General features: G+C 44.6%; 18 protein-coding genes. 13 read left to right on the top strand and 5 right to left on the bottom strand.

Going from position 1 to position 21,226, the window contains the following annotated elements:
- Nucleotides 1-128: 128 nt before the first annotated feature.
- Together BM210_RS16595 and BM210_RS16600 are read right to left on the bottom strand one after the other, a co-directional pair.
- Nucleotides 129-437 carry a hypothetical protein gene (locus BM210_RS16595; RefSeq protein ID WP_091170325.1) on the bottom strand — a complete coding sequence of 103 codons (309 nt, stop codon included), beginning with the start codon at nt 435-437 and terminating at the stop codon, nt 129-131.
- 475 nt (nt 438-912) lie between these two features.
- The gene (locus BM210_RS16600) at nt 913-1,665 is read right to left on the bottom strand and encodes a PAS domain S-box protein (protein WP_091170326.1); all 753 of its coding nucleotides are present in this window, start codon (nt 1,663-1,665) and stop codon (nt 913-915) included.
- A gap of 155 nt (nt 1,666-1,820) precedes the next feature.
- Between BM210_RS16600 and BM210_RS16605 the strand changes: the two genes are divergently transcribed.
- Nucleotides 1,821-2,474 (top strand): NUDIX hydrolase, encoded by a 654-nt coding sequence (locus tag BM210_RS16605; RefSeq protein WP_256223680.1) that lies wholly within the window; start codon nt 1,821-1,823, stop codon nt 2,472-2,474.
- 33 nt (nt 2,475-2,507) lie between these two features.
- On the opposite strand, the gene BM210_RS16610 is transcribed toward BM210_RS16605, so the two are convergent.
- On the bottom strand, nt 2,508-2,768 hold the full coding sequence (locus tag BM210_RS16610) for a DUF2533 family protein (protein WP_091170330.1): 261 nt from the start codon (nt 2,766-2,768) through the stop codon (nt 2,508-2,510).
- 205 nt (nt 2,769-2,973) lie between these two features.
- A complete protein-coding gene (locus BM210_RS16615) occupies nt 2,974-3,183 on the bottom strand; it encodes a hypothetical protein (protein ID WP_091170333.1) in 210 nt (69 codons plus the stop codon).
- 259 nt (nt 3,184-3,442) lie between these two features.
- On the opposite strand from BM210_RS16615, the gene BM210_RS16620 reads away from it, so the two are divergent.
- From BM210_RS16620 to BM210_RS16675, 12 genes are all read left to right on the top strand, one after another.
- Nucleotides 3,443-3,748, top strand: coding sequence for a Dabb family protein (locus BM210_RS16620; RefSeq protein ID WP_091170334.1), 306 nt, complete (start codon nt 3,443-3,445; stop codon nt 3,746-3,748).
- Nucleotides 3,749-3,799: 51 nt separating this feature from the next.
- Nucleotides 3,800-4,456 (top strand): Bax inhibitor-1/YccA family protein, encoded by a 657-nt coding sequence (locus BM210_RS16625; protein WP_177237848.1) that lies wholly within the window; start codon nt 3,800-3,802, stop codon nt 4,454-4,456.
- A 180-nt stretch (nt 4,457-4,636) separates the two neighbouring features.
- Nucleotides 4,637-4,939: a UxaA family hydrolase gene (locus BM210_RS16630; RefSeq protein WP_091170336.1), complete on the top strand. Its 303-nt coding sequence runs from the start codon at nt 4,637-4,639 to the stop codon at nt 4,937-4,939.
- Nucleotides 4,929-6,107, top strand: coding sequence for a UxaA family hydrolase (locus BM210_RS16635; RefSeq protein ID WP_091170338.1), 1,179 nt, complete (start codon nt 4,929-4,931; stop codon nt 6,105-6,107). Before BM210_RS16630 ends, BM210_RS16635 begins: the two co-directional genes overlap by 11 nt.
- A 114-nt stretch (nt 6,108-6,221) precedes the next feature.
- On the top strand, nt 6,222-8,297 hold the full coding sequence (locus tag BM210_RS16640; protein WP_091170341.1) for a class I SAM-dependent methyltransferase: 2,076 nt from the start codon (nt 6,222-6,224) through the stop codon (nt 8,295-8,297).
- 251 nt (nt 8,298-8,548) lie between these two features.
- Nucleotides 8,549-9,271, top strand: coding sequence for a GTP pyrophosphokinase (locus BM210_RS16645; RefSeq protein WP_091171020.1), 723 nt, complete (start codon nt 8,549-8,551; stop codon nt 9,269-9,271).
- Between the two features lie 184 nt (nt 9,272-9,455).
- Entirely contained in the window at nt 9,456-9,989 is a 534-nt protein-coding gene (locus BM210_RS16650; protein ID WP_091170344.1) for a cysteine hydrolase family protein, read from the top strand.
- A gap of 18 nt (nt 9,990-10,007) precedes the next feature.
- Entirely contained in the window at nt 10,008-10,868 is an 861-nt protein-coding gene (gene nadE / locus BM210_RS16655; protein WP_091170346.1) for an ammonia-dependent NAD(+) synthetase, read from the top strand.
- Nucleotides 10,869-12,323, top strand: a complete 1,455-nt coding sequence (locus tag BM210_RS16660; protein WP_091170348.1) for a nicotinate phosphoribosyltransferase — start codon at nt 10,869-10,871, stop codon at nt 12,321-12,323.
- Nucleotides 12,324-12,603: 280 nt separating this feature from the next.
- On the top strand, nt 12,604-18,369 hold the full coding sequence (locus BM210_RS16665) for a HAMP domain-containing protein (RefSeq protein ID WP_091170350.1): 5,766 nt from the start codon (nt 12,604-12,606) through the stop codon (nt 18,367-18,369).
- 120 nt (nt 18,370-18,489) lie between these two features.
- Nucleotides 18,490-19,218, top strand: a complete 729-nt coding sequence (gene pxpB / locus BM210_RS16670) for a 5-oxoprolinase subunit PxpB (RefSeq protein WP_091170352.1) — start codon at nt 18,490-18,492, stop codon at nt 19,216-19,218.
- The gene (locus BM210_RS16675) at nt 19,206-20,165 is read left to right on the top strand and encodes a 5-oxoprolinase subunit C family protein (protein ID WP_091170354.1); all 960 of its coding nucleotides are present in this window, start codon (nt 19,206-19,208) and stop codon (nt 20,163-20,165) included. Before pxpB ends, BM210_RS16675 begins: the two co-directional genes overlap by 13 nt.
- Nucleotides 20,166-20,239: 74 nt before the next feature.
- On the opposite strand, the gene BM210_RS16680 is transcribed toward BM210_RS16675, so the two are convergent.
- A complete protein-coding gene (locus BM210_RS16680; RefSeq protein WP_091171022.1) occupies nt 20,240-21,118 on the bottom strand; it encodes a LysR family transcriptional regulator in 879 nt (292 codons plus the stop codon).
- Between the last annotated feature and the right edge of the window lie 108 nt (nt 21,119-21,226).

A 21,226-nucleotide genomic window follows, 5' to 3' on the forward strand; every position in this document is an offset into this window, starting at 1 on the left:
CAAAACTAAACGGCCTCAGTCCATTAGAATTCAGGACCAAGACCGCTTAACCGATTTTTATTATTTGTTGTGTCTACTTGACGGGGTGCAGTTCACTTTGTCAACAGTCTGTTTTTTTGCGTATGCACTTAAATACTGTCGAAAACTCCTGAGTTTAATCCTGCCGTACCAATGGTCACAAGAATAATAACAAAAACCACAGCGTAGATAACGACAACAATAGCGAGTAACAGTAAATATGCTTTAAAAAAACTTTGTTTGTTCGGGTTCGTATTACCGCCAAATGCCCATATAAACCACATGACAATGTTTACAATGGGTATAGCTGAAATAATTAAAGCAATAATCCAATCTTTGACCGGTACTACGGGAGCCTGGGGCCCATACGAATCCTGATAACGATTCGTGGGGTTGTTTAAAGGGATTTCTTGATTCATGATCCACCTCTTATGCAGGAATGTGAAAAATTACCTTTTATAATGTATCGCTTTTTGCATAAATCGTCAATAGCAGACAAGTTATGATATATATTAATAAACAAATGAGGTTTCAATATTATGTAAAATCAGAAGAGCTCCATTGCAGCTAACTCGCAGCCAAGGTTTGCCATATTTCATATAAGAGCTCTTCAGGTGTGTATCAATAGGTGATGTAACCTACAGTCAAACATAAAAACAAGGTGTTCTAAAACAATGAAAGCCCTACCTCTCTTTCATCCTTGCGGCTCCAAGACCGCGCCAGTGTGAATCAGTTAACACAGTTACAAATTCTTAGGGTTGTTGGAATTTGAATGATTTTATGAGTAGAGAAAACAATAAGTGAACCGAGGAAAACTAGATGGGGGTACATTCATTGATACAGTAAATAATAATACCATCTATCAGTTCAAATTGCAAGTTAATTTCGAAAATTCTATAAACATGCTAGCAATAATGGTGAAATTGGCATTTCGCTGACTTGTTCCACATTTTCAGCTCTGCAAAGTACAAAAGCTATTTTAATCAACTCATCGTTTCCGTTGAATATAGGCTTAAAGAATGCACGCAGCTTGATACTGTCTGTCGAATAGGGACTCCCCGTTTGAAAAGTAACCTGTTTCTCTTGATGGTATTCCAATACTTTGGATACACAGCGCTTGACTTTCAAACAATCGGTTGGTTCAATAAAGGAAAGTAGGGAGCTGCCGCCAAACCCTTGAGTTGGCTCAATAAAAGGCAGTGGCTCATAATGGTTGGTTATTTCGGTTATGTCCAGTTCCTCTGTCAGTAAGCCAGAGGCAATTACAGGCTTGTTGCGTATTTGGCTGGTAAGCCATTTTTTCTCGGAAATCTCTTTGACGACATGGAAGTATAGATCCTTTTGCTCCCAACGAATTTTTGTGCTGTGAATTTCGACAGTGAGCTTATCTCCATTATGTCCACAAAGAGTTTCTTCGGCGTACAAATACCCTTTTTGATTCAGACGCAATTTCTTTTGGGGCATTTTTTTTAAAGATTCCGGCGCAAAAATATCATTAAGCTCCATGCTCAATATTCGGGATTTTGGAATACCGAGAAGCTTGGTGAATGCGTTATTGACCTCAATAAATTTGGATGTACCATTTTCTTCAAAAGTATAAAACATGCCCTCATTGGCACTGGCGAATTGCTCGTTTAGTGAACGCATTCTAAGTTAGCCTCCTATTATGATAACGAGGTAATTGCGAAGTCACGCATCGTTATCGTTTTTTAGATGGTTTTCCTGTATGATTAACCTATTCTTTCTCAATTGAATCACATTATATACACTATTCGTTGGAAATATGGATTATTAGGGGCGAAATGAAAAAGAGATGGGGGATGGGCTTGATCGAGGAACGTTTTGATATTTATGATGACAGCATGAATTGGCTTGGAACAGCTTCACGACATGAGGTACATACAGAAGGCTTGTGGCATCAGACATTCCAATGCTGGATATTAACAGACTCAGAGAACTTACCAGCGCTGCTATTCCAAAGACGACATCCTGACAAAGATACGTTCCCGGGAATGCTGGATATTTCTTGTGCAGGTCATCTGCAGGCAGGTGAACGTATCGAAGAGGGAAATCGGGAATTGAAGGAGGAGTTAGGTCTGGATGTCCCGTTTGAACAGTTGGTATCCTGTGGTATTTATCGTAGTGATAAGTCCCTTGGACCTCATTTAATTGACAGGGAGTTTTGTCATGTATATGGGTTGCAAACCAATCAGGCTCTGAATTCGTACATACTACAGGAGGATGAGGTGACAGGACTATATCGGGTATTTGTTCATGATGTGCTGCGGCTCGTCCGCGGATTGAGCAGCCAAGATACCATTGAAGCAGTTGGTGTCGAGCCTGATGAATCCGGGAAACTGCAATATGTGAGCCGCAGCTTTACAAGTCACGAATTTGTTCCGCATGCCGCGGATTATTACGATATGGTATTCAAAGCCTTTGGGATTGATGGTTGAGCAGTAAAGAAAGATTGCAATAAATAAAGCAGACTAACGATTGCTTCGCTGCGCATATTCAACAAGCATTTCTGTCGTTATATAAGTTCGAGTTGGCGAGATTCCGTGTTTGGCATGCTCATTAATAGCGGCAGCACACCGGTTGATCTCATCTACAGAAAAAGCCTCACCTGCTATGTATTGGGCGACTGCTTGATCTATGGCTTGTTCACGCTTAAGGTCCAGTACTTGGAAGACCTCTAGGTGAGCATGCATTTTTTGGGTATGGGAAGTAATAGCTTCGTGAACACTCATGTTGGGCTGCTCCTTAATCCTTGTCGGACATGATATGATTGTGCTAGCTATCATACCATGATTTGAACGTGGCGAACAATCCTGGAATTGATGATTATGAAAAGTTTGCATGTTATTTCTCTGAAGTGCTGCAAATCGAGTATCCTGATTTCAAGTCGGGTTCTGTAGCCGGGATGGTGTCGCTGAAGTATCTAAGTATCGTTGCTTACTTCTGCGCATAGCTCATATGTTTAAGCTGAAAAGTATAGCTGGAGCCATCGTTCGGGATTTGATTTGCAGGAGAGCTCGATTTGGCGAACAAGGGAAAGGAATTCGTCACAGCATTCGGATAAGGCTGAAGCCACCATATCATCCAGAAGTTGATACTAAGCCCTATTACGATGATTCCGAGTAAACCCTTCTGCCGATTATTCATAAATGGCTTCTACCTCCGTTTACCTATTGATACATAATGTATCATAAAACAAATTTCATTGCTATCATACATCACATATGTACCAATATTTTGAGTTAAAGTTTGTGGGTATGCATGAAAAATGATCCAAAATGGATCAGTCAATTCGATTGTACTCAATAAACGTTTGCTGCAGAGAGTTTGTTGTAGAACGATAAGCTGTATTTCTGGTATGATAATAAAAGTATTGGAAATGAATAGAAAGAATGGAGGTAAAGTCATGGCAGCACCAAGTATTCAGCATATGGTTATTTTTAATTTAAAGGTTGAGGTTGGTTCGGAACAGGCGGACCAATTTTTAACAAAAAGCAAAGCAGTACTTGAAATTATTCCAGGGGTTCACCATTTTCAAGCATTCCGTCAAGTGAGCAGCAAAAACGATTATGACTATGGTTTTTCGATGGAATTTGAGAATCAAGCAGCCTACGATGCGTATAATACCCATCCGGCCCATGTGGACTATGTAGAAAACGTTTGGAAAAATGAGGTTGTCCGCTTTCAAGAGATTGATTTTACCGCTGTATGATTTGAGAGTTAAATTTAAGGCGCTAAATTAATATGATGAGGAGTGAATACAATGATGGATAGGACTTTAACAGAATCCCACACAGGCAGCTTTGGACATGTCATGCAGATTTTTGCGGTATCCTTGCTGGTTTCCTTTGTAGGGACGCTTGCAGGTGCTATGTTGATCCCGCCTTCACTTATCGGCTTGTTCGTTGTGATTGAATTGGTCATGCTCGTATCTGTGTTTATTATGCGATTTCGGGGGAAAATGATCGGATATCCATTTCTGTACATCTTTACCGCTGTTACGGGAGTAACGCTATATCCGGTCATTGCGAATTACGGTGGGATCATAGGAGCCAATCTAGTGTCTGCTGCTTTCCTGGCAACCGCGGGAATATTCGGAGGGCTTGCCTTGTATGCTTATCGCTCTCAAAGGGATTTTAGCTTCCTGGGCGGATTTTTGTTCGCGGCTACAATCGGATTAATTGTAATGAGTCTGTTTTCAATGTTTATACCGATGGGATCGACGATGAATTTGGTATGGTCGGTGCTAGGCATCGTTATTTTCAGCGGCTGGGTATTGTACGATGTATCCCAGTATAAAGGTGGAGTAAGCCCTGAGGCAGTGCCCATGGCGGCCTTGAACATTTACTTGAACTTTATTAATTTGTTTATTTACATATTGCGCTTCTTGGCTGCGATTGTTGGTTTTAGCCGAGATTAGGCAAGGAACCCAAAGCAATTATGGGATATGATTGTGAAAGAGCCTTTTGAGAAGGGCTCTTTTTTTGTCTATATAATCATTTGCAATTTCATATATATGGTTGATACACGGAAAAGAAGAGTGATATAGTGGATATGTAATCGTTATCATATGTTCGTTTTTAATAACAGGAGGGAAACAATGACTGCTTATCACACTGTCATGATGAAGCCGCAGGATAAGGTCGCGGTTGCGCTTGCTGAAATACCCGCTGGAGCTGAACTGGATGTGGTTTGTCAAGGTATCAAGTTTAAGGTTGTTCTTGCTGAGGCGATAGAATTTGGTCATAAGTTTGCTGTCGTTCCTATTGAAGTTGGCGAAGATATAATTAAATACGGAGAGGTTATTGGAACGGCTGTTAGAGCAATCGGTATTGGCGAGCATGTACACGTTCATAATTTAGAAGGCAAACGCGGAAGAGGGGATTTGACTCATGTCAACTAATACACATCAACGGACCTTTTGGGGATATCGCAGACCGGATGGCAGTGTGGGAGCGCGCAACCACGTATTGATTTTACCTACAATTGTATGCGCTACCCAAACGGCTCAGCGTGTGACTGAGCTTGTAAATGGAACGGTTACTTTTATTCATCAGCACGGCTGCGCACAGGTGGGGACAGATTATGACCAGACCTTCCGCACTTATGTAGGAACTGCGGCTAATCCCAATGTGTACGGGGTCATTGTGCTAGGTCTTGGCTGTGAAACTCATCAAGCACGGAGTGTAGCATCTGAGCTTCGCAAGACCGGAAAGCCTGTAGAGGTCGTCTCGATCCAGGATCACGGTGGTACACTGTTCACTATAGCAGAAGTAGCCAGAATTGCCGCGAAAATGGTGCAGGAGGCTTCCCGCGAGCGGAGGGTGGAATGTGACTTTGGCGAGCTGATCGTGGGTACGGAATGCGGGGGATCTGACGCCTGTTCGGGTTTATCCGCCAATCCGGCAGTAGGCTTTTGCAGTGATAAGATCGTTGATCACGGTGGAACCTCGATTCTGGCAGAAACGACGGAACTGATCGGAGCAGAGCATCTGCTTGCTGCGCGAGCGGTCAATGATCATGTAGCAAAACGTGTGTATCAGGTTATTGAAGCGATGGAAAAACGAGCCTTCTCGATGAATATCGATATCCGTACAGGCAATCCAAGTCCAGGTAATATTAAAGGCGGGCTTAGCTCGTTGGAGGAAAAATCGTTGGGTGCATCGAACAAATCCGGTTCGAGGCCTCTGCAGGAATTGATTGATTATGCGGAAAAACCGACAAAAAAAGGTCTCGTGTGGATGGATACACCCGGTCATGATATTGAGCAGCTGTCTGGAATGGCGGCAGGGGGCTCGCAGATTGTGCTGTTCACAACCGGCAGAGGCACACCAACAGGCTCTCCAATCGTGCCTGTAATCAAGATAGCGACCAATAGTGCCATTTTCGAAAAAATGAACGATAATATCGATATGAACGCGGGTACAATTATTGATGGTACAGAAACGATAGAACAGGTGGGAGACCGGATTTTCGAGGAAATTATCGAGGTGTGCTCAGGTAAACTGACGAAATCAGAAATATTGAAGCAGAATGATTTTGGAATTTGGCGAATAGGGCCGACTTTCTAAAATTGTTGAAGGTATAGAGAACTAGGAGTCTGTCCGACGGATGGATTGTTGTGAATAAATAATCTCCGGTTTGGTTTCGTCGGCAGACTCCTAGATAGAGAAGGAGAGAAACACATGCAGCGTTCACTTGAAACCATTCAAGCTTACAAACTGGATGACAGCGTGACCCTGACTGAGCATCCGTGGCTGCAGTATATCGTATCTGCGGAAGAAAGGATGGTCAATCTCGAACGTGTTCAATCGCTTCATGATTTGGAGCGCGCGAATCCGGTGCTCGATTATGTGGAAAAGTCATTAGAAGCGCTTAATCGACTTCACATTTCTTTTTGGATTCAAGAGATAGTTGAAGAGGTGTTGATCTGGTCCGAGGTTGCCAAAGGCGGGACGCTACGCCAGAGAATGCAGTGGCAAAAGCAGGGTGTTCATCTAATGGCGCACAACATCGGGTCGAGTGAAATTTACCAATGGCATTCGAATCCGAAGCAGAGTGAGGCAAGGCGCCACGTTACTTGCACGTTGATTCAGACTCATGGGCTGATTGGGCAGTATTTGCGTGGGGAGGTTCCATTTGCGGTACATCGTCCGTTGATAGAGCTTGTGCAGAATAGACTGCTCGCGGCCAATGAGCTAAGAGATATTTTATTAGCGTTAAACCAATGCATACTTGAGGCGGTCTCGATGGAGCTGTGGACAGAGATAGCGCAGCAGGTCACTGAGGTCATTGAACTGATCATACATCAGGTGGAGGACAATGGATTTTCACTAAAAAACCGTCTGAAACGGCTGCGTGCCAGCTCGATTTCCAGAGGTGAGAATTTTGATCAGGAATTTGATCAACTATCAAGTCAGCCAACGGTTATAGAGGCTTTTCAAGCGATAGACAGCAAAACATTGTGGTTCGTTGAAGCGGCACTTCATGAATTTTCTTTTGAGGAATTTGCCAAGCTGTTTCTCATTATTCTCAGCTCGGATTCATCACAGCAGGCTGATCATATCAGCTTCGAGCGGATGATGAACGATATGTATTATGATTATCGAGGTCAAAAGAAAATTAATGTCTACAAGAAACGGATTATTGAAAAGTATTTGCGTGAGTGTACCTTTGAAGATATTGCTTCAGCACGTTTTCCGGCAAGAGGACATCTATTCCCACAGCTTAAGCAGGCAGGTCCACATCAGGACACGGTCTATTTTCATATGGAGTTTTCCGCGGCAGCCGATAAGCTGATCCAGTTTTGTGTAGAGGCCGAAAAATCACCGTTATATGAGAAAGCGGTACTCATGTTGTTCGATCTCTTTGAGCTGCGCCGTGACGCGTACGACCGCTTTCATAATGAAGAGGAATATTTAACGATGATGAACCAAACTGCCGATTATAAAAAGATCATTCTAGATTATATAGTGGGCAAAAGGGTTGTCGATATTGGTCCAGGCGGTGGTGTCATGCTGGATCTGATCGAGGATACGCTTCCAGATAAACAGGCCATTGGCATCGATATTTCGCAAAATGTGATTGAAGCGCTTGAACGTAAAAGGCAGCTGGAAAATCGTAAATGGATGGTAATGAAGGGTGACGCTCTTAATTTGAAGGAATACGTGGAGCCTGGGTCCATTGATACGGTCATTTTTTCTTCGATTTTGCATGAATTGTTTTCGTATTTGGAGTATGAAGGTAAATCATATAATCATGCTACCGTAGCGGCTGCGCTTCGGAGTGCATTTGACGTGATTCCGTCCGGTGGAAGAATCATCATCCGTGATGGCATTATGAGCGAGCCTACCGAGCAGCAGCGGATTATTACGTTTCTGGATGTGGATGGGATGCAGTGGCTGGAACGGTACGCAAAGGATTTTACCGGGAGAACGATTCAATTCGAACGACTGGGTGACAATGAGGTACTAATGCCGATTAATGATGCGATGGAGTTTTTGTATACGTATACGTGGGGCGAGGAGGCTTATGTGCATGAGGTGCAGGAGCAATTCGGTTATTTAACACCATCAGGCTACGAAAGCTTTATTCACTCCGTGTTGGGCCCGCAGGCGCATATCGTAGTAAGCAGATATTTGCTGCAGGAGGGGTATACAGAGGCACTTAGTCCGAAAATCCAGATATGTAACGAACAGCGGGAGCCTGTAAGCCTGCCGGACAGTACATGTCTTATCGTCATACAAAAGCAATTGGATTAAGGAGGTTCCCCTGACGAGACATTTAAAATGAATGTCGGTCCGATCGAATTCAAATAGCCATTATGCGATATTAATACTCGTCGTGGAAGTTAAATCTAGAGTGATTTGGTGTTCCTGTGCTGATCTCATAAAGCAAATGTTGCTTTGTCACTCGTAGTTGTGTAAGCTTTCTTAAGAACTTATTATGGCTCAGCTTAAATAGCTCTCCTACTAGGCTTAAGGAAGGAAGATTAACTTTGTCTACGAATCAGATGGAACAGTTCAAAATTTTAAAAAATGAGATTACGCGTTTTATGATGGCCTACAAATTTGCGCTGGACGCGTTTGATACGAAGCTAGAAATTTTAAAAGAGGAATTTCAATTTTTGCATGATTATAATCCCATTGAACATACAAAATCCCGGTTGAAATCACCGGAGAGCATCATGAGAAAAATGTATAAAAAGGGCTTTGGAATCTCATTGCCCAGCATCAAAGACAACATTCGTGACATTGCTGGAATGCGCATAACCTGCTCATTTATTAATGATATATATCGAATAAGCGATATGCTGCAAAGTCAGAGTGATCTTACGCTGCTTGAAGTGAAGGATTATATACGCAATCCTAAGCCCAATGGGTATCGCAGCCTGCATTTACTGATTGAAATACCGGTATACATGTCAGACCGGCAGGAGCAGGTGTGTGTCGAGGTTCAAATTAGGACGATAGCAATGGATTTCTGGGCAAGTCTGGAGCACAAAATTTTTTATAAATATAACCAGGCGGTTCCAACTCGGCTGCTGCAGGAATTAAAGACGGCCGCGGACTCTGCGACTGCGCTTGATTTGCAGATGGAGCGGCTGCATAAGGAAATTACTGAAATTAAAGAGGATCAGGTTCACGATACCGAAGGGGATATGAACCAGATACGTGTGAGCAACCAGCAATTTCAGCTCCCGGAGGCGTTGCTTCGATTAATGGGCGGAAGCTAAAGAAAATGCCGATTGACAAATTATTTTAATATGTCATAATGAAAGTGTCAATTAGAAAATGTTAACCAAATGATGTAATCACTTATGACCCGCATATAGCCTCTTAGCTGCTGCGGATTTCTTTTTAAAATCCAATAATGTCATAATGATGTTATTGAGAATCGCTCGTGGAAGGATGATTACGATGAAAGCTCTTATTGTCATTGATTACACGGTTGATTTTGTTGTTGGGAAACTGCCTTGCGGTGAACCTGGAATCCAGATTGAACAGCGGATTGCTGAGCTTACAGGCACTTTTGTGAATCAACAGGATTTTGTCGTCATGGCTGTAGATTTGCATGATGAGCTTGATATTTATCATCCGGAGCATCGCTTATTTCCGCCTCATAATATTAGGGGTACGGAAGGAAGGGCATTATATGGTAAACTGGATGAAGTATTTCAAGCCCATCGCGACCAGATCTATTGGATGGACAAAACTCGTTATAGTGCGTTTACCGGAACCGATTTAGAGCTTCAGCTGCGGGCAAGAGGCATTAAGGAGCTTCATTTGATTGGGGTCTGCACCGATATTTGTGTATTGCATACGGCTGTCGATGCTTACAACCTTGGCTTTGATATTGTCGTACACCGTGATGCGGTTGCAAGCTTTAATCCGGCAGGACATGAGTGGGCGCTGGGGCATTTTCAACATACGCTTGGAGCAACTATTGTATAAAATAAGGGGTTGAAGATAATGACCAAACCAACTGTACAACAACACATTCAAGAAGTGCTGCATGCTCTTCCCGAGATTGATGCTGTTAAGGAAATTCGCCGCAGGGTCGATTTCTTGAAAAGCTATTTGTTATCTACCAAAGCAGAGGGTTATGTGCTCGGTATTTCAGGAGGGCAGGATTCGACACTTACTGGTAAGCTGGCGCAAATCGCAATTGATGAACTGAATCAGGAGCTAACGGACCCATCGGGCATTGCTGCAAACGAATACCGATTCATTACGGTCAGGTTGCCATATGGTGTGCAGCTGGATGAAGCTGACGCACAGATGGCTTTATCGTTCATTCAACCTTCAAAAAACATTACAGTGAATATTCAGCCTGCCGTGGATGCCTCAACAGCTCAATTTGAGCAGGCGACCGGTGAGAAGCTGAGCGATTTTCTTAAAGGGAACATTAAAGCCAGAGAACGGATGAAAGTGCAGTATGATCTTGCTGCTCATTATCGGATGCTGGTACTGGGAACCGATCATGCAGCTGAGGCGATCAGTGGCTTTTTCACCAAGCATGGTGATGGTGCTTGTGATGCAGCCCCTATTTATGGATTGAATAAGCGTCAGGGCAAGGAATTACTCAAGCAATTGGGATGTCCTGAGGTTCTCTATTTGAAGAAGCCGACTGCTGATCTTGAGGATTTGAAGCCGGGACTGCCGGATGAAGTCGCGCTTGGTGTTACCTATGAAGAAATCGACACGTATCTGGAAGGCGGGGTGCTGTCAGATGCCGCCAAGGATATCATTGAAAGACGCTATCAAAGGACCGAACACAAGCGCAATGCCGCTGTCACCGTGTACGATGATTGGTGGAAGGAGAGGTTGTAAATGACATATGATAATTTGACGCTGCACACGGACAAATATCAGATTAATATGATGTATGCGCATTGGAAGAATGGAACGGATACCCACAAAGCTGTATTCGAGGCTTTCTTCCGTAAACTTCCATTTGGTAATGGCTATGCTGTATTTGCTGGACTCGAGCGAATCGTTAACTATATTAACCATTTGCATTTTGATGAGGATACTCTCGGTTATTTACAGGAGCAAGAGGAAGAATACGAACCAGCCTTCCTGGAAAAGCTGCGTGGATTCCGTTTCACTGGCAATATTAGCGCAGTTCCTGAAGGGACGATTGTATTCGCCAATGAACCCTTGATCCGTGTGGAAGGGAACATTTTTGAAGCACAGCTCGTAGAGACTGCGATATTAAATTTCATGAACTTCCAGACCTTGATTGCAACCAAAGCTTCGCGTATTCGTCAGGTCGCTCCCGATGATATATTAATGGAATTTGGGACTCGCAGGGCTCAGGAAGCCGATGCTGCCATATGGGGAGCGCGGGCTGCTTACATTGCCGGGTTTGATGCGACATCGAATATGCGAGCAGGTATGCTGTTCGGAATACCTTCGAAGGGTACGCATGCTCACGCATGGGTGCAGGAACATGAGACAGAGGAAGAAGCTTTTCGCCAATACGCCGCTGCGCTGCCGAATCAGGTTACTTTGTTAGTGGATACGTACGATACATTGAGATATGGGGTACCGAATGCAATCAAGGTTGCCAAATCCATGGAGCAGCAAGGAAAAAGGATGACTGCGATTCGCCTGGACAGCGGTGATCTCGCTTATCTTTCGAAATCGGCAAGAGCGATGTTCGATGAAGCAGGTTTGCCATACGTGAAAATAGTGGCTTCGAATGATCTTGATGAGAACATTATTTTCAATCTAAAGGCGCAGGGAGCCCGGATCGATAGCTGGGGGGTAGGCACACAGCTGATTACTGCTGCTGATCAGCCTTCTCTGGGAGGTGTGTATAAGCTTGTTGCGCGTGAAAAAGCAGGAGCTTATGTGCCTGTAATCAAAATTTCGGGAAATCCTGAAAAGGTATCGACTCCGGGTATTAAGGAAGTTTATCGACTTCTAAGCAAGGAAACGGGCAAAGCAGAAGCCGATTGTGTGACCCTTATGGGGGAAACGGAAATATTGGAAGGCCAAAGGCTTAAGCTATATGACAAGCTGCATCCTTATTTATTCAAATACGTCGACAATTATGAAGCTGTTTCACTGCTCAAACCGATTTTCCAAACAGGCAAACAAGTATATGAACTTCCGAAATTGGATCAAATTCGCGAATACCATCGAGCGCAGCTGACACAGTTCTGGCCGGAATATTTGCGTAAGCTGAATCCAGAGGTTTATCTGGTTGATCTGAGCGCCAAGGCTTGGAAGCAGAAGATGGATCTTATCCACGACTATACGAGTGCTAAAGCGGAATAAGGCTTAAACTTTTCTTATAGGTCTATCGATCCAAGACGGATAATCACACAACTTTCAGCTTAAAAAGGGGCCTCTAAGGGCTCCTTTTTATTGTGTCATTTCATACATTTCAGGACTTGTGAAGTTTGAAACTATGCTTAAATATGTGTAAAATATATAGTATTAGTGCGTTTATTCCCTCACATATTGATCTGAATACAGAGGTAGTTTCATATCGAACTGAGCTGACCAGCAATTGTATTCACCCGATTTTAAATTTATGATAGAAAGGACCTTTACAATGCCGGAGCAGGAATGGAATGGAGAATCAGTCAAGGATGTATTGGATACTGGAGAGCTTCTTAATGCGTTAATGGCACTGAAAAAAGGTAACTTTTCTTATCGATTGCCTTATGATCATACGGGCGTTGCAGGCAAGATTGCAGACACATTTAACGATATCATGGATATGCAGGAGAACCTTGTCACCGAGGTTCAAAATGTAGCTAAGGTTGTAGGTAAAGAAGGGCAGCTTTCGCGAAGATTCTCGCACAAAAATACGGGCGGTTCCTGGGACACAGTAGTCGAGTCGCTTAACGGTCTTGTTATTGATCTGATACAACCAACCAGTGAGATGGTGCGAGTTATTAACGCGGTTGCACAGGGAGACCTGTCGCAAAAGGTGGAGCTGGAGTTTGAAGGCCGCGCCCTTACAGGGGAATTTCAAAGGACGGCTACTAACATTAATATGATGGTAAACCAGCTCAGTACGTTTGCCTCTGAGGTCACAAGGGTAGCGCGCGAGGTAGGTACGGATGGTAAGCTGGGTGGGCAAGCGGATGTGAAGGGTGTGTCTGGTACTTGGAAGGATCTTACCTATGGCGTTAATAATATGGCTAGCAATTTAACGGATCAGGTGCGTAATATAGCTGCAGTAACCACTGCGGTAGCCAACGGTGACTTGTCCAAGCAAATTACGGTTAATGCCAAAGGCGAGATCATGGAACTCAAAAACACGATCAATACGATGGTGGATCAACTATCGACTTTTTCTTCCGAGGTTACACGGGTTGCCCGTGAGGTAGGTACGGAAGGAAAGCTGGGTGGACAAGCCGATGTTAAGGGTGTATCCGGTACATGGAGAGATTTAACTGAAAGCGTTAACTACATGGCCTCCAACTTAACCAATCAGGTTCGTAATATTGCAGTCGTCACGACAGCAGTTGCCAATGGAGATTTATCCAAGAAAATAACAGCAGATGTACAGGGTGAAATCCTTGAGCTGAAAAATACAATCAATACCATGGTGGACCAATTGTCTACGTTTGCTTCCGAGGTTACACGGATGGCGCGTGAGGTAGGAACGGAAGGCATATTGGGTGGTCAAGCGGAAGTAAGCGGCGTTGATGGTACTTGGAGGGATTTGACAGAAAGCGTTAACTACATGGCGAGTAATCTGACGAATCAGGTTCGTAATATTGCGGAAGTCACCACAGCGGTGGCCAAAGGCGATCTGTCAAAAACCATTACGGTTGATGCCAAGGGTGAAATATTGCAGCTGAAAAGCACGATTAATATCATGGTGGATCAGCTCAGTAATTTTGCTTCTGAGGTTACACGGGTAGCGCGCGAAGTTTCTACGGAAGGAAAGCTGGGTGGACAAGCCGATGTTAAGGATGTATCGGGCACATGGAAGGATTTAACGGATAACGTTAACTACATGGCGGGTACGTTGACTGATCAGGTGCGGAACATCGCAGAAGTCACGACGGCGGTAGCCAAGGGAGATCTATCGAAGCAAATTACAGTTAATGCGCGCGGCGAGATTTTGGAGCTGAAAAACACGATCAATACGATGGTAGAGCAGCTCTCCACATTTGCCTCTGAGGTTACTCGGGTAGCACGTGAGGTTTCAACGGAAGGTAAGCTGGGCGGACAAGCGGACGTTAAAGATGTATCGGGTACATGGAAGGATTTAACGGATAACGTTAACTTTATGGCTGGAACGCTGACCGATCAGGTACGTAATATTGCGGAAGTGACAACGGCAGTTGCGAAGGGTGACCTATCCAAGCAGATTACGGTTAATGCGCGCGGTGAGATTTTGGAATTGAAAAATACGATCAATACGATGGTAGAGCAGCTCTCCACATTTGCTTCTGAGGTTACGCGTGTGGCTCGTGAAGTAGGTACACTCGGTATGCTGGGCGGACAAGCTCAGGTAACAGGGGTTGCCGGAACCTGGCGTGATTTGACAGAGAGCGTTAACTATATGGCTTCGAATTTGACGAATCAGGTGCGGAATATCGCTGTCGTAACAACAGCTGTTGCTAACGGCGATCTGTCGAAGAAAATTACCGCAGACGTACAAGGGGAAATACTCGAGTTGAAAAACACGATCAATACGATGGTGGACCAGCTCTCGACATTTGCCTCCGAGGTTACACGTGTTGCCCGCGAGGTGGGTACGGAAGGGAAGCTCGGCAGTCAGGCGCAGGTTAAGGGCGTAGGTGGAACTTGGAAAGACTTAACGGACACCGTTAACTACATGGCGAGCAACCTGACCATTCAGATGCGTAATATTGCAGGCGTTACGACAGCAGTTGCGAATGGTGATTTATCGAAAAAAATTACCGTAGATGTAAAAGGTGAATTGCTGGAGCTGAAAAATACGATCAATACGATGGTGGATCAGCTGAATTCATTTGCCTCTGAGGTTACACGGGTGGCACGTGAGGTGGGTACGGACGGCAAGCTTGGCGGTCAATCACAGGTGCGCGGTGTAGGTGGGATATGGAAGGATTTGACAGACAACGTTAATATTATGGCGACGAACTTAACGGATCAGGTTCGAGGCATCGCGAAGGTCGTAACAGCCGTTGCGAATGGCAACATGAAGCAGAAGCTGACAGTCGAAGCCAAGGGCGAGATCGCAGAATTGACGGATACGATTAATAATATGATTGATACGCTTGCTACGTTCGCCGATCAGGTTACGACAGTAGCCCGCGAGGTGGGTGCGGAAGGTAAACTGGGCGGACAAGCCAATGTTCCAGGCGCAGCCGGAACGTGGCGTGATTTAACGGATAACGTTAACTACATGGCGAGTACACTGACTACACAGGTTCGAGCCATTACCAATGTAGCTACAGCCGTTACCAAGGGAGATCTTTCCCGTACCATTGATGTCGCTACAGCCGGTGAACTAGCTACTCTAAAAGATAACATGAATGAAATGATTCGCAACTTGAAGGAAACGACCCGTATTAACACAGAGCAGGACTGGCTAAAGACGAACCTTGCGAAGTTTTCCCGGTTGCTGCAAGGTCAGCGTGACTTGTTTGCCGTATGTCGGATGATCTTAAGTGAGTTGGCCCCATTGGTATCCATGCAGCATGGCGTCTTTTATATTAACGAGCCTGCGAGCGGTGTTCCTGTATTAAAGCTGTTTGCGAGCTACGCCTATCACCAGCGCAAACATTTATCGAATGAATTTCGTGCTGGCGAGGGGCTTGTCGGACAATGCCTGATCGAGAATCAACGAATCCTGCTGACCAATGTGCCATCCGATTATGTGATGATTTCTTCGGGCTTGGGAGAAGCTACGCCGCTTAATATCGTGCTACTGCCGATTATTTTCGAGGAACAGGTGCTTGCTGTTCTCGAATTGGCTTCATTCCGTTCCTTCAGTGAAATCGATCTGGCGTTCCTTGATCAGTTGACAGAATCCATAGGAATCGTGATTAATACGATGCAGGCGAACCAACGGACGGAGGAGCTGCTGATGCAGTCGCAATCTCTGACCGAAGAGCTTCAGAAGCAGCAAAATGAGCTGCAAACGACGAACGAAGAGCTGGAGGATAAAGCCAAGCTGCTCGTTATTCAAAAGGCAGAAGTGGAGAGCAAAAACAATGAGGTTGAGGTAGCCAAACGCTTCCTAGAGGAAAAGGCTGAGCAGTTGGTGCTGACCTCCAAATACAAATCAGAATTTTTGGCCAACATGTCGCATGAGCTAAGGACTCCGCTTAATTCGCTGCTGCTGTTAGCCGAACAGCTTGTAGATAATCCGGATGAGAACCTGACCGATATTCAAGTGAAATTCGCCAAAACGATTCAGGATTCCGGATTTGATCTGCTTAATCTGATTAATGATATATTGGACTTGTCCAAGATCGAGTCTGGTACGGTTACACCTGAATTTAACGAAACGGCCATTAAAGAAATTACGGAAGGATTAGACCGTACGTTCCGCCACATGATCGATAACAAAAAGCTGGATTATTTGATCAAGATCGAGCCCAATGTACCTAAAACGATCATGACCGACTCCAAACGGCTTCAGCAAATTTTAAAAAATCTATTGTCCAATGCATTCAAATTCACAGAACAAGGACAAGTTATGCTGCTGATCCGCAGAGCGTTGAATGACTGGAGTCCTGATCATGATTTGTTGAATCGTGCCAAGGTTGTGCTGTGCTTCTCAGTAAGCGATACGGGCATCGGAATTCCTAAGGAAAAGCAGCAAATTATTTTTGAAGCGTTCCAGCAGGCGGATGGCAGTACAAATCGGGAATATGGGGGTACCGGCTTAGGGTTGGCTATTTCACGGGAAATTGCTACGATGCTGGGTGGTGAGCTGACCTTGTTCAGTATTGCAGGCAAGGGTAGTACCTTTAATCTTTATCTGCCGTTGGACATCGATGTAATGGAGCCCGAAATCAAAACAAAATATATACCGGAAGTCATAGATGTGACCCCGCCCAAACGGAACCTCAGCTACCAGAACAACATAGAGGAAGTTATGATTGATGATCGGGATGATATCCAGCCTGGAGATCGTGTATTTGTCATCATTGAGGATGACCAGAAGTTCAATGAAATCTTGCTGGATGTGCTTCACAAAAAAGGAATTAAAGCCATCATCACCAACAAAGGCTCAAATGTGCTTGAGCTTGTTAACAAGTATAAACCAGTCGCCATTACTCTTGATTTACATCTTAAGGATACAGACGGCTGGTTGGTCATCGAGCATCTCAAGAACGATATGAGTGTCCGAGACATTCCGGTCTGCGTGATTTCGGTTGAGGAGGATGTCATTCAACTGATGCAAAAAGGTGTGTTTGATTACATCTGTAAGCCGGTTTCGAGAGAAGATCTGGACAATGCCTTGGATAAGCTGAGCGAATTTGCTGACAAAACAGTTCGTCAGCTGTTAATCGTGGTTCGTGATGAGCAGAGGCGTAAAGAATTTGTAAATATGATTGATAACAAGGATGTCAAGATTACGGCAGTTGACACGTCCCGCAAGGCGCTCAATCAATTTAAAACAAAAAGCTTTGATTGTGTGCTTGTAGACAATGATTTGACGGATATGAAATTCGTTCAGTTGGTTCGTGAAATGCAAAAGAGCTCCAAAAACAAATATTTGCCAATCGTTATCAACGCAAGTAGAAAACAGACGCCGGAAGAAACAAGTGACTTGGAAGATTTGATAAAAACGGCCGTTGTGAAAGAAATCAAGTCACCGATCCAAATATTGGATGAGACCAGTCTATTTCTGCATCGCAAGTCGGAAAACCTTCCAGAAGGGCCGCGGGAAACACTCGTGAAGCATTTACAGTCGGACGCGATGATCGAATACAAAAAAGTACTTGTTGTCGATGATGACATCCGCAATATTTTCGCCTTGACCACGATATTGGAGCGTCACAGTATGAAGGTATATGCGGCCGAAAATGGTAATGATGCCATTGATATTTTGGAGCAAAATCCTGATATTCAGATCGTGCTGATGGATATTATGATGCCTGTTATGGATGGTTATGAAACCACACGGGCCATTCGTGAAAAACCTGCATTCAAGGATCTGCCTATTATTGCTCTCACGGCTAAGGCCATGAAAGGTGATCGGGAGCAATGCCTGGAAGCAGGAGCCTCCGACTATATTACGAAACCTGTCAACAGTGCCCATCTGCTGACGATGATACGCAATTGGTTAACCGGGGATGACAGCCCGGAAAAAAATTCAAGCTCTCAGCCTCAAGGTTATCATAAAATTTTCACATAAGCTCATAACTGAAATGCTGAATCAGTCTTCAAGAACAGGAACAAGTACCCCCGGACGGCTGCTCCAGGGGTACTTGTTCGCTTATACAACCGAATACATTCTACAGGGGGCCTGCATCTCATGTTGTTTTCAAACCCAGGTCCAACCTATACACCGCTTGGTGATCAGGTTCTTCTGCTGCAATTCAAGCAGGAGGTGTCAATGGAGCTGAATCTTCATATTCATCAGTATATACAAGTTATTGTGGCAGCAAGGATAAAAGGAATACAACAGGTTGCTGCATCTTTTTGCAGTATTTCGATCCATTATGATCCTGTCCTTATTCGTTATCAGCAATTGGTGCAAGAGCTACAACAAATCGATATGACGGAACACGCTTCAGTGAGACACAAGGGTAAAACCATACATGTCCCCGTTGTGTATGGTGGAGGCTGCGGGCCGGATTTGGATTATGTAGCTGATAGAGCAGGACTGAGTCCGGAAGAGGTCGTTCGCATCCATTCCGCGGGCACATATTTAATTTACATGCTCGGATTCATTGCGAGCTTTCCCTATTGCGGTGATATCGATAGCAGGCTGATGCTGCCGCGGCGTACTAATCCTCGATTGAAGGTGGAAAAAGGCTCGATTGCTATTGTGAACCGACAAACCAGTATTTATCCTGTCTCTTCACCGGGCGGTTGGCATATTATTGGAAGGACGCCTCTGGATACGTTTAATCCTTACTTGGATCCACCCAGTTTATTGAGAGCAGGGGATTATGTAAAGTTTGTAGCCATTACGGATTCCGAAGCGGAATGCTGGAATGAATACACAGGAAAAGAGTGGATTGAACAATGGCAGATATAGAAGTCTTGAAGCCAGGATTGCTATCTACTGTTCAGGATCTGGGAAGAACGGATTTTCGGATGTATGGTGTGAATACGAGTGGCGCCATGGATAGGTTCTCACTCCGACTGGCCAATCTGCTTGTGGGCAACCGGGAGAATGAGGCAGCATTGGAGGTGACGCTAATCGGTCCCCACTTGAAATTTCTAAAGGACGGTGTAATTGCAATTACAGGAGGAGACCTCGCTCCCAGACTTAATGGTGCTGCAATTGGAATGTGGAAAACGATCCTGGTTGCAGAAGGGGATATTCTCCAATTTGGTCATGCCAAGCATGGCTGCCGATCCTACGTGGCGATAAATGGAGGAATCAATGTGCCTCTCGTCATGGGAAGCCGATCTACCTTTGTTCGCGGCGGTTATGGTGGGTTGGAAGGTCGAAGCTTAAGGGAGGGTGATCTACTGGATATAGGTACGAATGAGCTTCAAGTGGATCGGGCTTTGTATACAGGTAGAAGCTTACCTGTATCTTGCAGACCTGATTTTGTGACGGAACGTCCCATCCGGTTTATACGCGGTCCACAAGCCAATCGTTTCATCGAGACATCGATGGACATCTTTGTATCGGAATCCTATACGATTCTTAATGAATCGGATCGTATGGGATACAGGCTAAAGGGCACGCAGTTGGTACATAAGTCCGGTGCGGATATCATTTCGGATACAGTCACAATCGGTTCTATACAGGTGCCAGGCGATGGTCAACCCATTGTGCTGATGTCAGATTGCCAGGTGACAGGAGGCTATACGCAAATTGGTGTCGTTATCAGCGTTGATATTCCCTATCTGGCTCAAAAAAAACCTGGAGATTCCATACAATTTCAGCAAATTGGGATCGAGGACGCCCAGCATTATTGGAGGGAACAGGAACGGCTTATTTCTTTGATAAGAATGCACAATGCTCGTTAAAATAAATTAAATGGATGAAAAGAGAACTGTAATGACCATATTTTTCGTTTCGTAAGACCAGAACCTTTCACCTTTCATGGATTCGTTTCTGATAAACGCTGAGCATGGGGCAATGTACACATAAACGCATTTAAAGCGCTGCTGACAAACGAGTCTTTTCGAGTAATGAACTCCGTTTTCATATGTCGGTACGATTCAGGAATGGCATGAGATCGCACAGAGCCTTCCATTTCGTGCTTGTGAATGACTGATTTAGGAAGCAATGAGATACCGAGACCGGCCGACACACCGCCAATAATTGCCTCTAATGTGCCAAATTCCATAATAATCGGCTGTGTCTTACCAATGGATAGCAGCCACTGATTCAACACTTCACGATAGGAGCATCCCGTGCTGTAGACAAGTATGGGTTTAGATACCGCTTTATCCAATTGGACGATGGCGGCTGCTGAGACAATAACGAGCTCCTCGTCAAAGGCTGGCATAGACTGCAAGTCAGGATGATCACACTGGCAGCCTATAAAGGCTCCATCGAGCTCATAATGAAGCACCTTTTCCATCAAATATTGTGAATGTCCAGTCGTAAGTGACAGCAGTACTTCTGGATATTGTTTATAATACGAGGCTAGCAGTTTTGGCAATCTGACTGCTGCTGCAGTCTGTGTGGAGCCAATCACAAGTGGACCGCTCGGATCACTTGAAGAGGTGAGTGCCAGTGCTGCTTCATCCAGCAAACCAACAATTTTGTCCGTATACGTGAGTAAGGTCTTGCCGCTCGAAGAGAGCGTCATCCCTCGGTTATGGCGAAAAAACAACACCGTCGAAAGCTCCGACTCTAGCTGCTGAATACGGGCGGTCACATTGGATTGGACATAGCCCAACCTCTGTGCCGCTTTGGTAATCGAGCCTTCCCGGGCTACCATCTGAAATACGCGTAAATCTGCGCTCTCCATCATTACAAACCTCCTTCGAAACCTTAGTAATGCTTCCGTTACGATTCTGGTATCATAAATTATGATGTCCAGTATCTCTAACAATCATTATACATATATTCAATCCTC

This window comes from Paenibacillus sp. 1_12, assembly GCF_900114475.1.
GTDB lineage: Bacteria > Bacillota > Bacilli > Paenibacillales > NBRC-103111 > Paenibacillus_S.

Coding starts and splice junctions, on each gene's coding strand:
- BM210_RS16680 (WP_091171022.1), bottom strand. CDS start 21,118: ATGGAGAGCGCAGATTTACGCGTATTTCAGATGGTAGCCCGGGAAGGC.
- BM210_RS16615 (WP_091170333.1), bottom strand. CDS start 3,183: ATGAATAATCGGCAGAAGGGTTTACTCGGAATCATCGTAATAGGGCTT.
- BM210_RS16610 (WP_091170330.1), bottom strand. CDS start 2,768: ATGAGTGTTCACGAAGCTATTACTTCCCATACCCAAAAAATGCATGCT.
- nadE (WP_091170346.1), top strand. CDS start 10,008: ATGACCAAACCAACTGTACAACAACACATTCAAGAAGTGCTGCATGCT.
- BM210_RS16645 (WP_091171020.1), top strand. CDS start 8,549: ATGGAACAGTTCAAAATTTTAAAAAATGAGATTACGCGTTTTATGATG.
- BM210_RS16620 (WP_091170334.1), top strand. CDS start 3,443: ATGGCAGCACCAAGTATTCAGCATATGGTTATTTTTAATTTAAAGGTT.
- pxpB (WP_091170352.1), top strand. CDS start 18,490: ATGTTGTTTTCAAACCCAGGTCCAACCTATACACCGCTTGGTGATCAG.
- BM210_RS16665 (WP_091170350.1), top strand. CDS start 12,604: ATGCCGGAGCAGGAATGGAATGGAGAATCAGTCAAGGATGTATTGGAT.
- BM210_RS16600 (WP_091170326.1), bottom strand. CDS start 1,665: ATGCGTTCACTAAACGAGCAATTCGCCAGTGCCAATGAGGGCATGTTT.
- BM210_RS16630 (WP_091170336.1), top strand. CDS start 4,637: ATGACTGCTTATCACACTGTCATGATGAAGCCGCAGGATAAGGTCGCG.
- BM210_RS16625 (WP_177237848.1), top strand. CDS start 3,800: ATGATGGATAGGACTTTAACAGAATCCCACACAGGCAGCTTTGGACAT.
- BM210_RS16635 (WP_091170338.1), top strand. CDS start 4,929: ATGTCAACTAATACACATCAACGGACCTTTTGGGGATATCGCAGACCG.
- BM210_RS16640 (WP_091170341.1), top strand. CDS start 6,222: ATGCAGCGTTCACTTGAAACCATTCAAGCTTACAAACTGGATGACAGC.
- BM210_RS16595 (WP_091170325.1), bottom strand. CDS start 437: ATGAATCAAGAAATCCCTTTAAACAACCCCACGAATCGTTATCAGGAT.
- BM210_RS16675 (WP_091170354.1), top strand. CDS start 19,206: ATGGCAGATATAGAAGTCTTGAAGCCAGGATTGCTATCTACTGTTCAG.
- BM210_RS16605 (WP_256223680.1), top strand. CDS start 1,821: ATGAAAAAGAGATGGGGGATGGGCTTGATCGAGGAACGTTTTGATATT.
- BM210_RS16660 (WP_091170348.1), top strand. CDS start 10,869: ATGACATATGATAATTTGACGCTGCACACGGACAAATATCAGATTAAT.
- BM210_RS16650 (WP_091170344.1), top strand. CDS start 9,456: ATGAAAGCTCTTATTGTCATTGATTACACGGTTGATTTTGTTGTTGGG.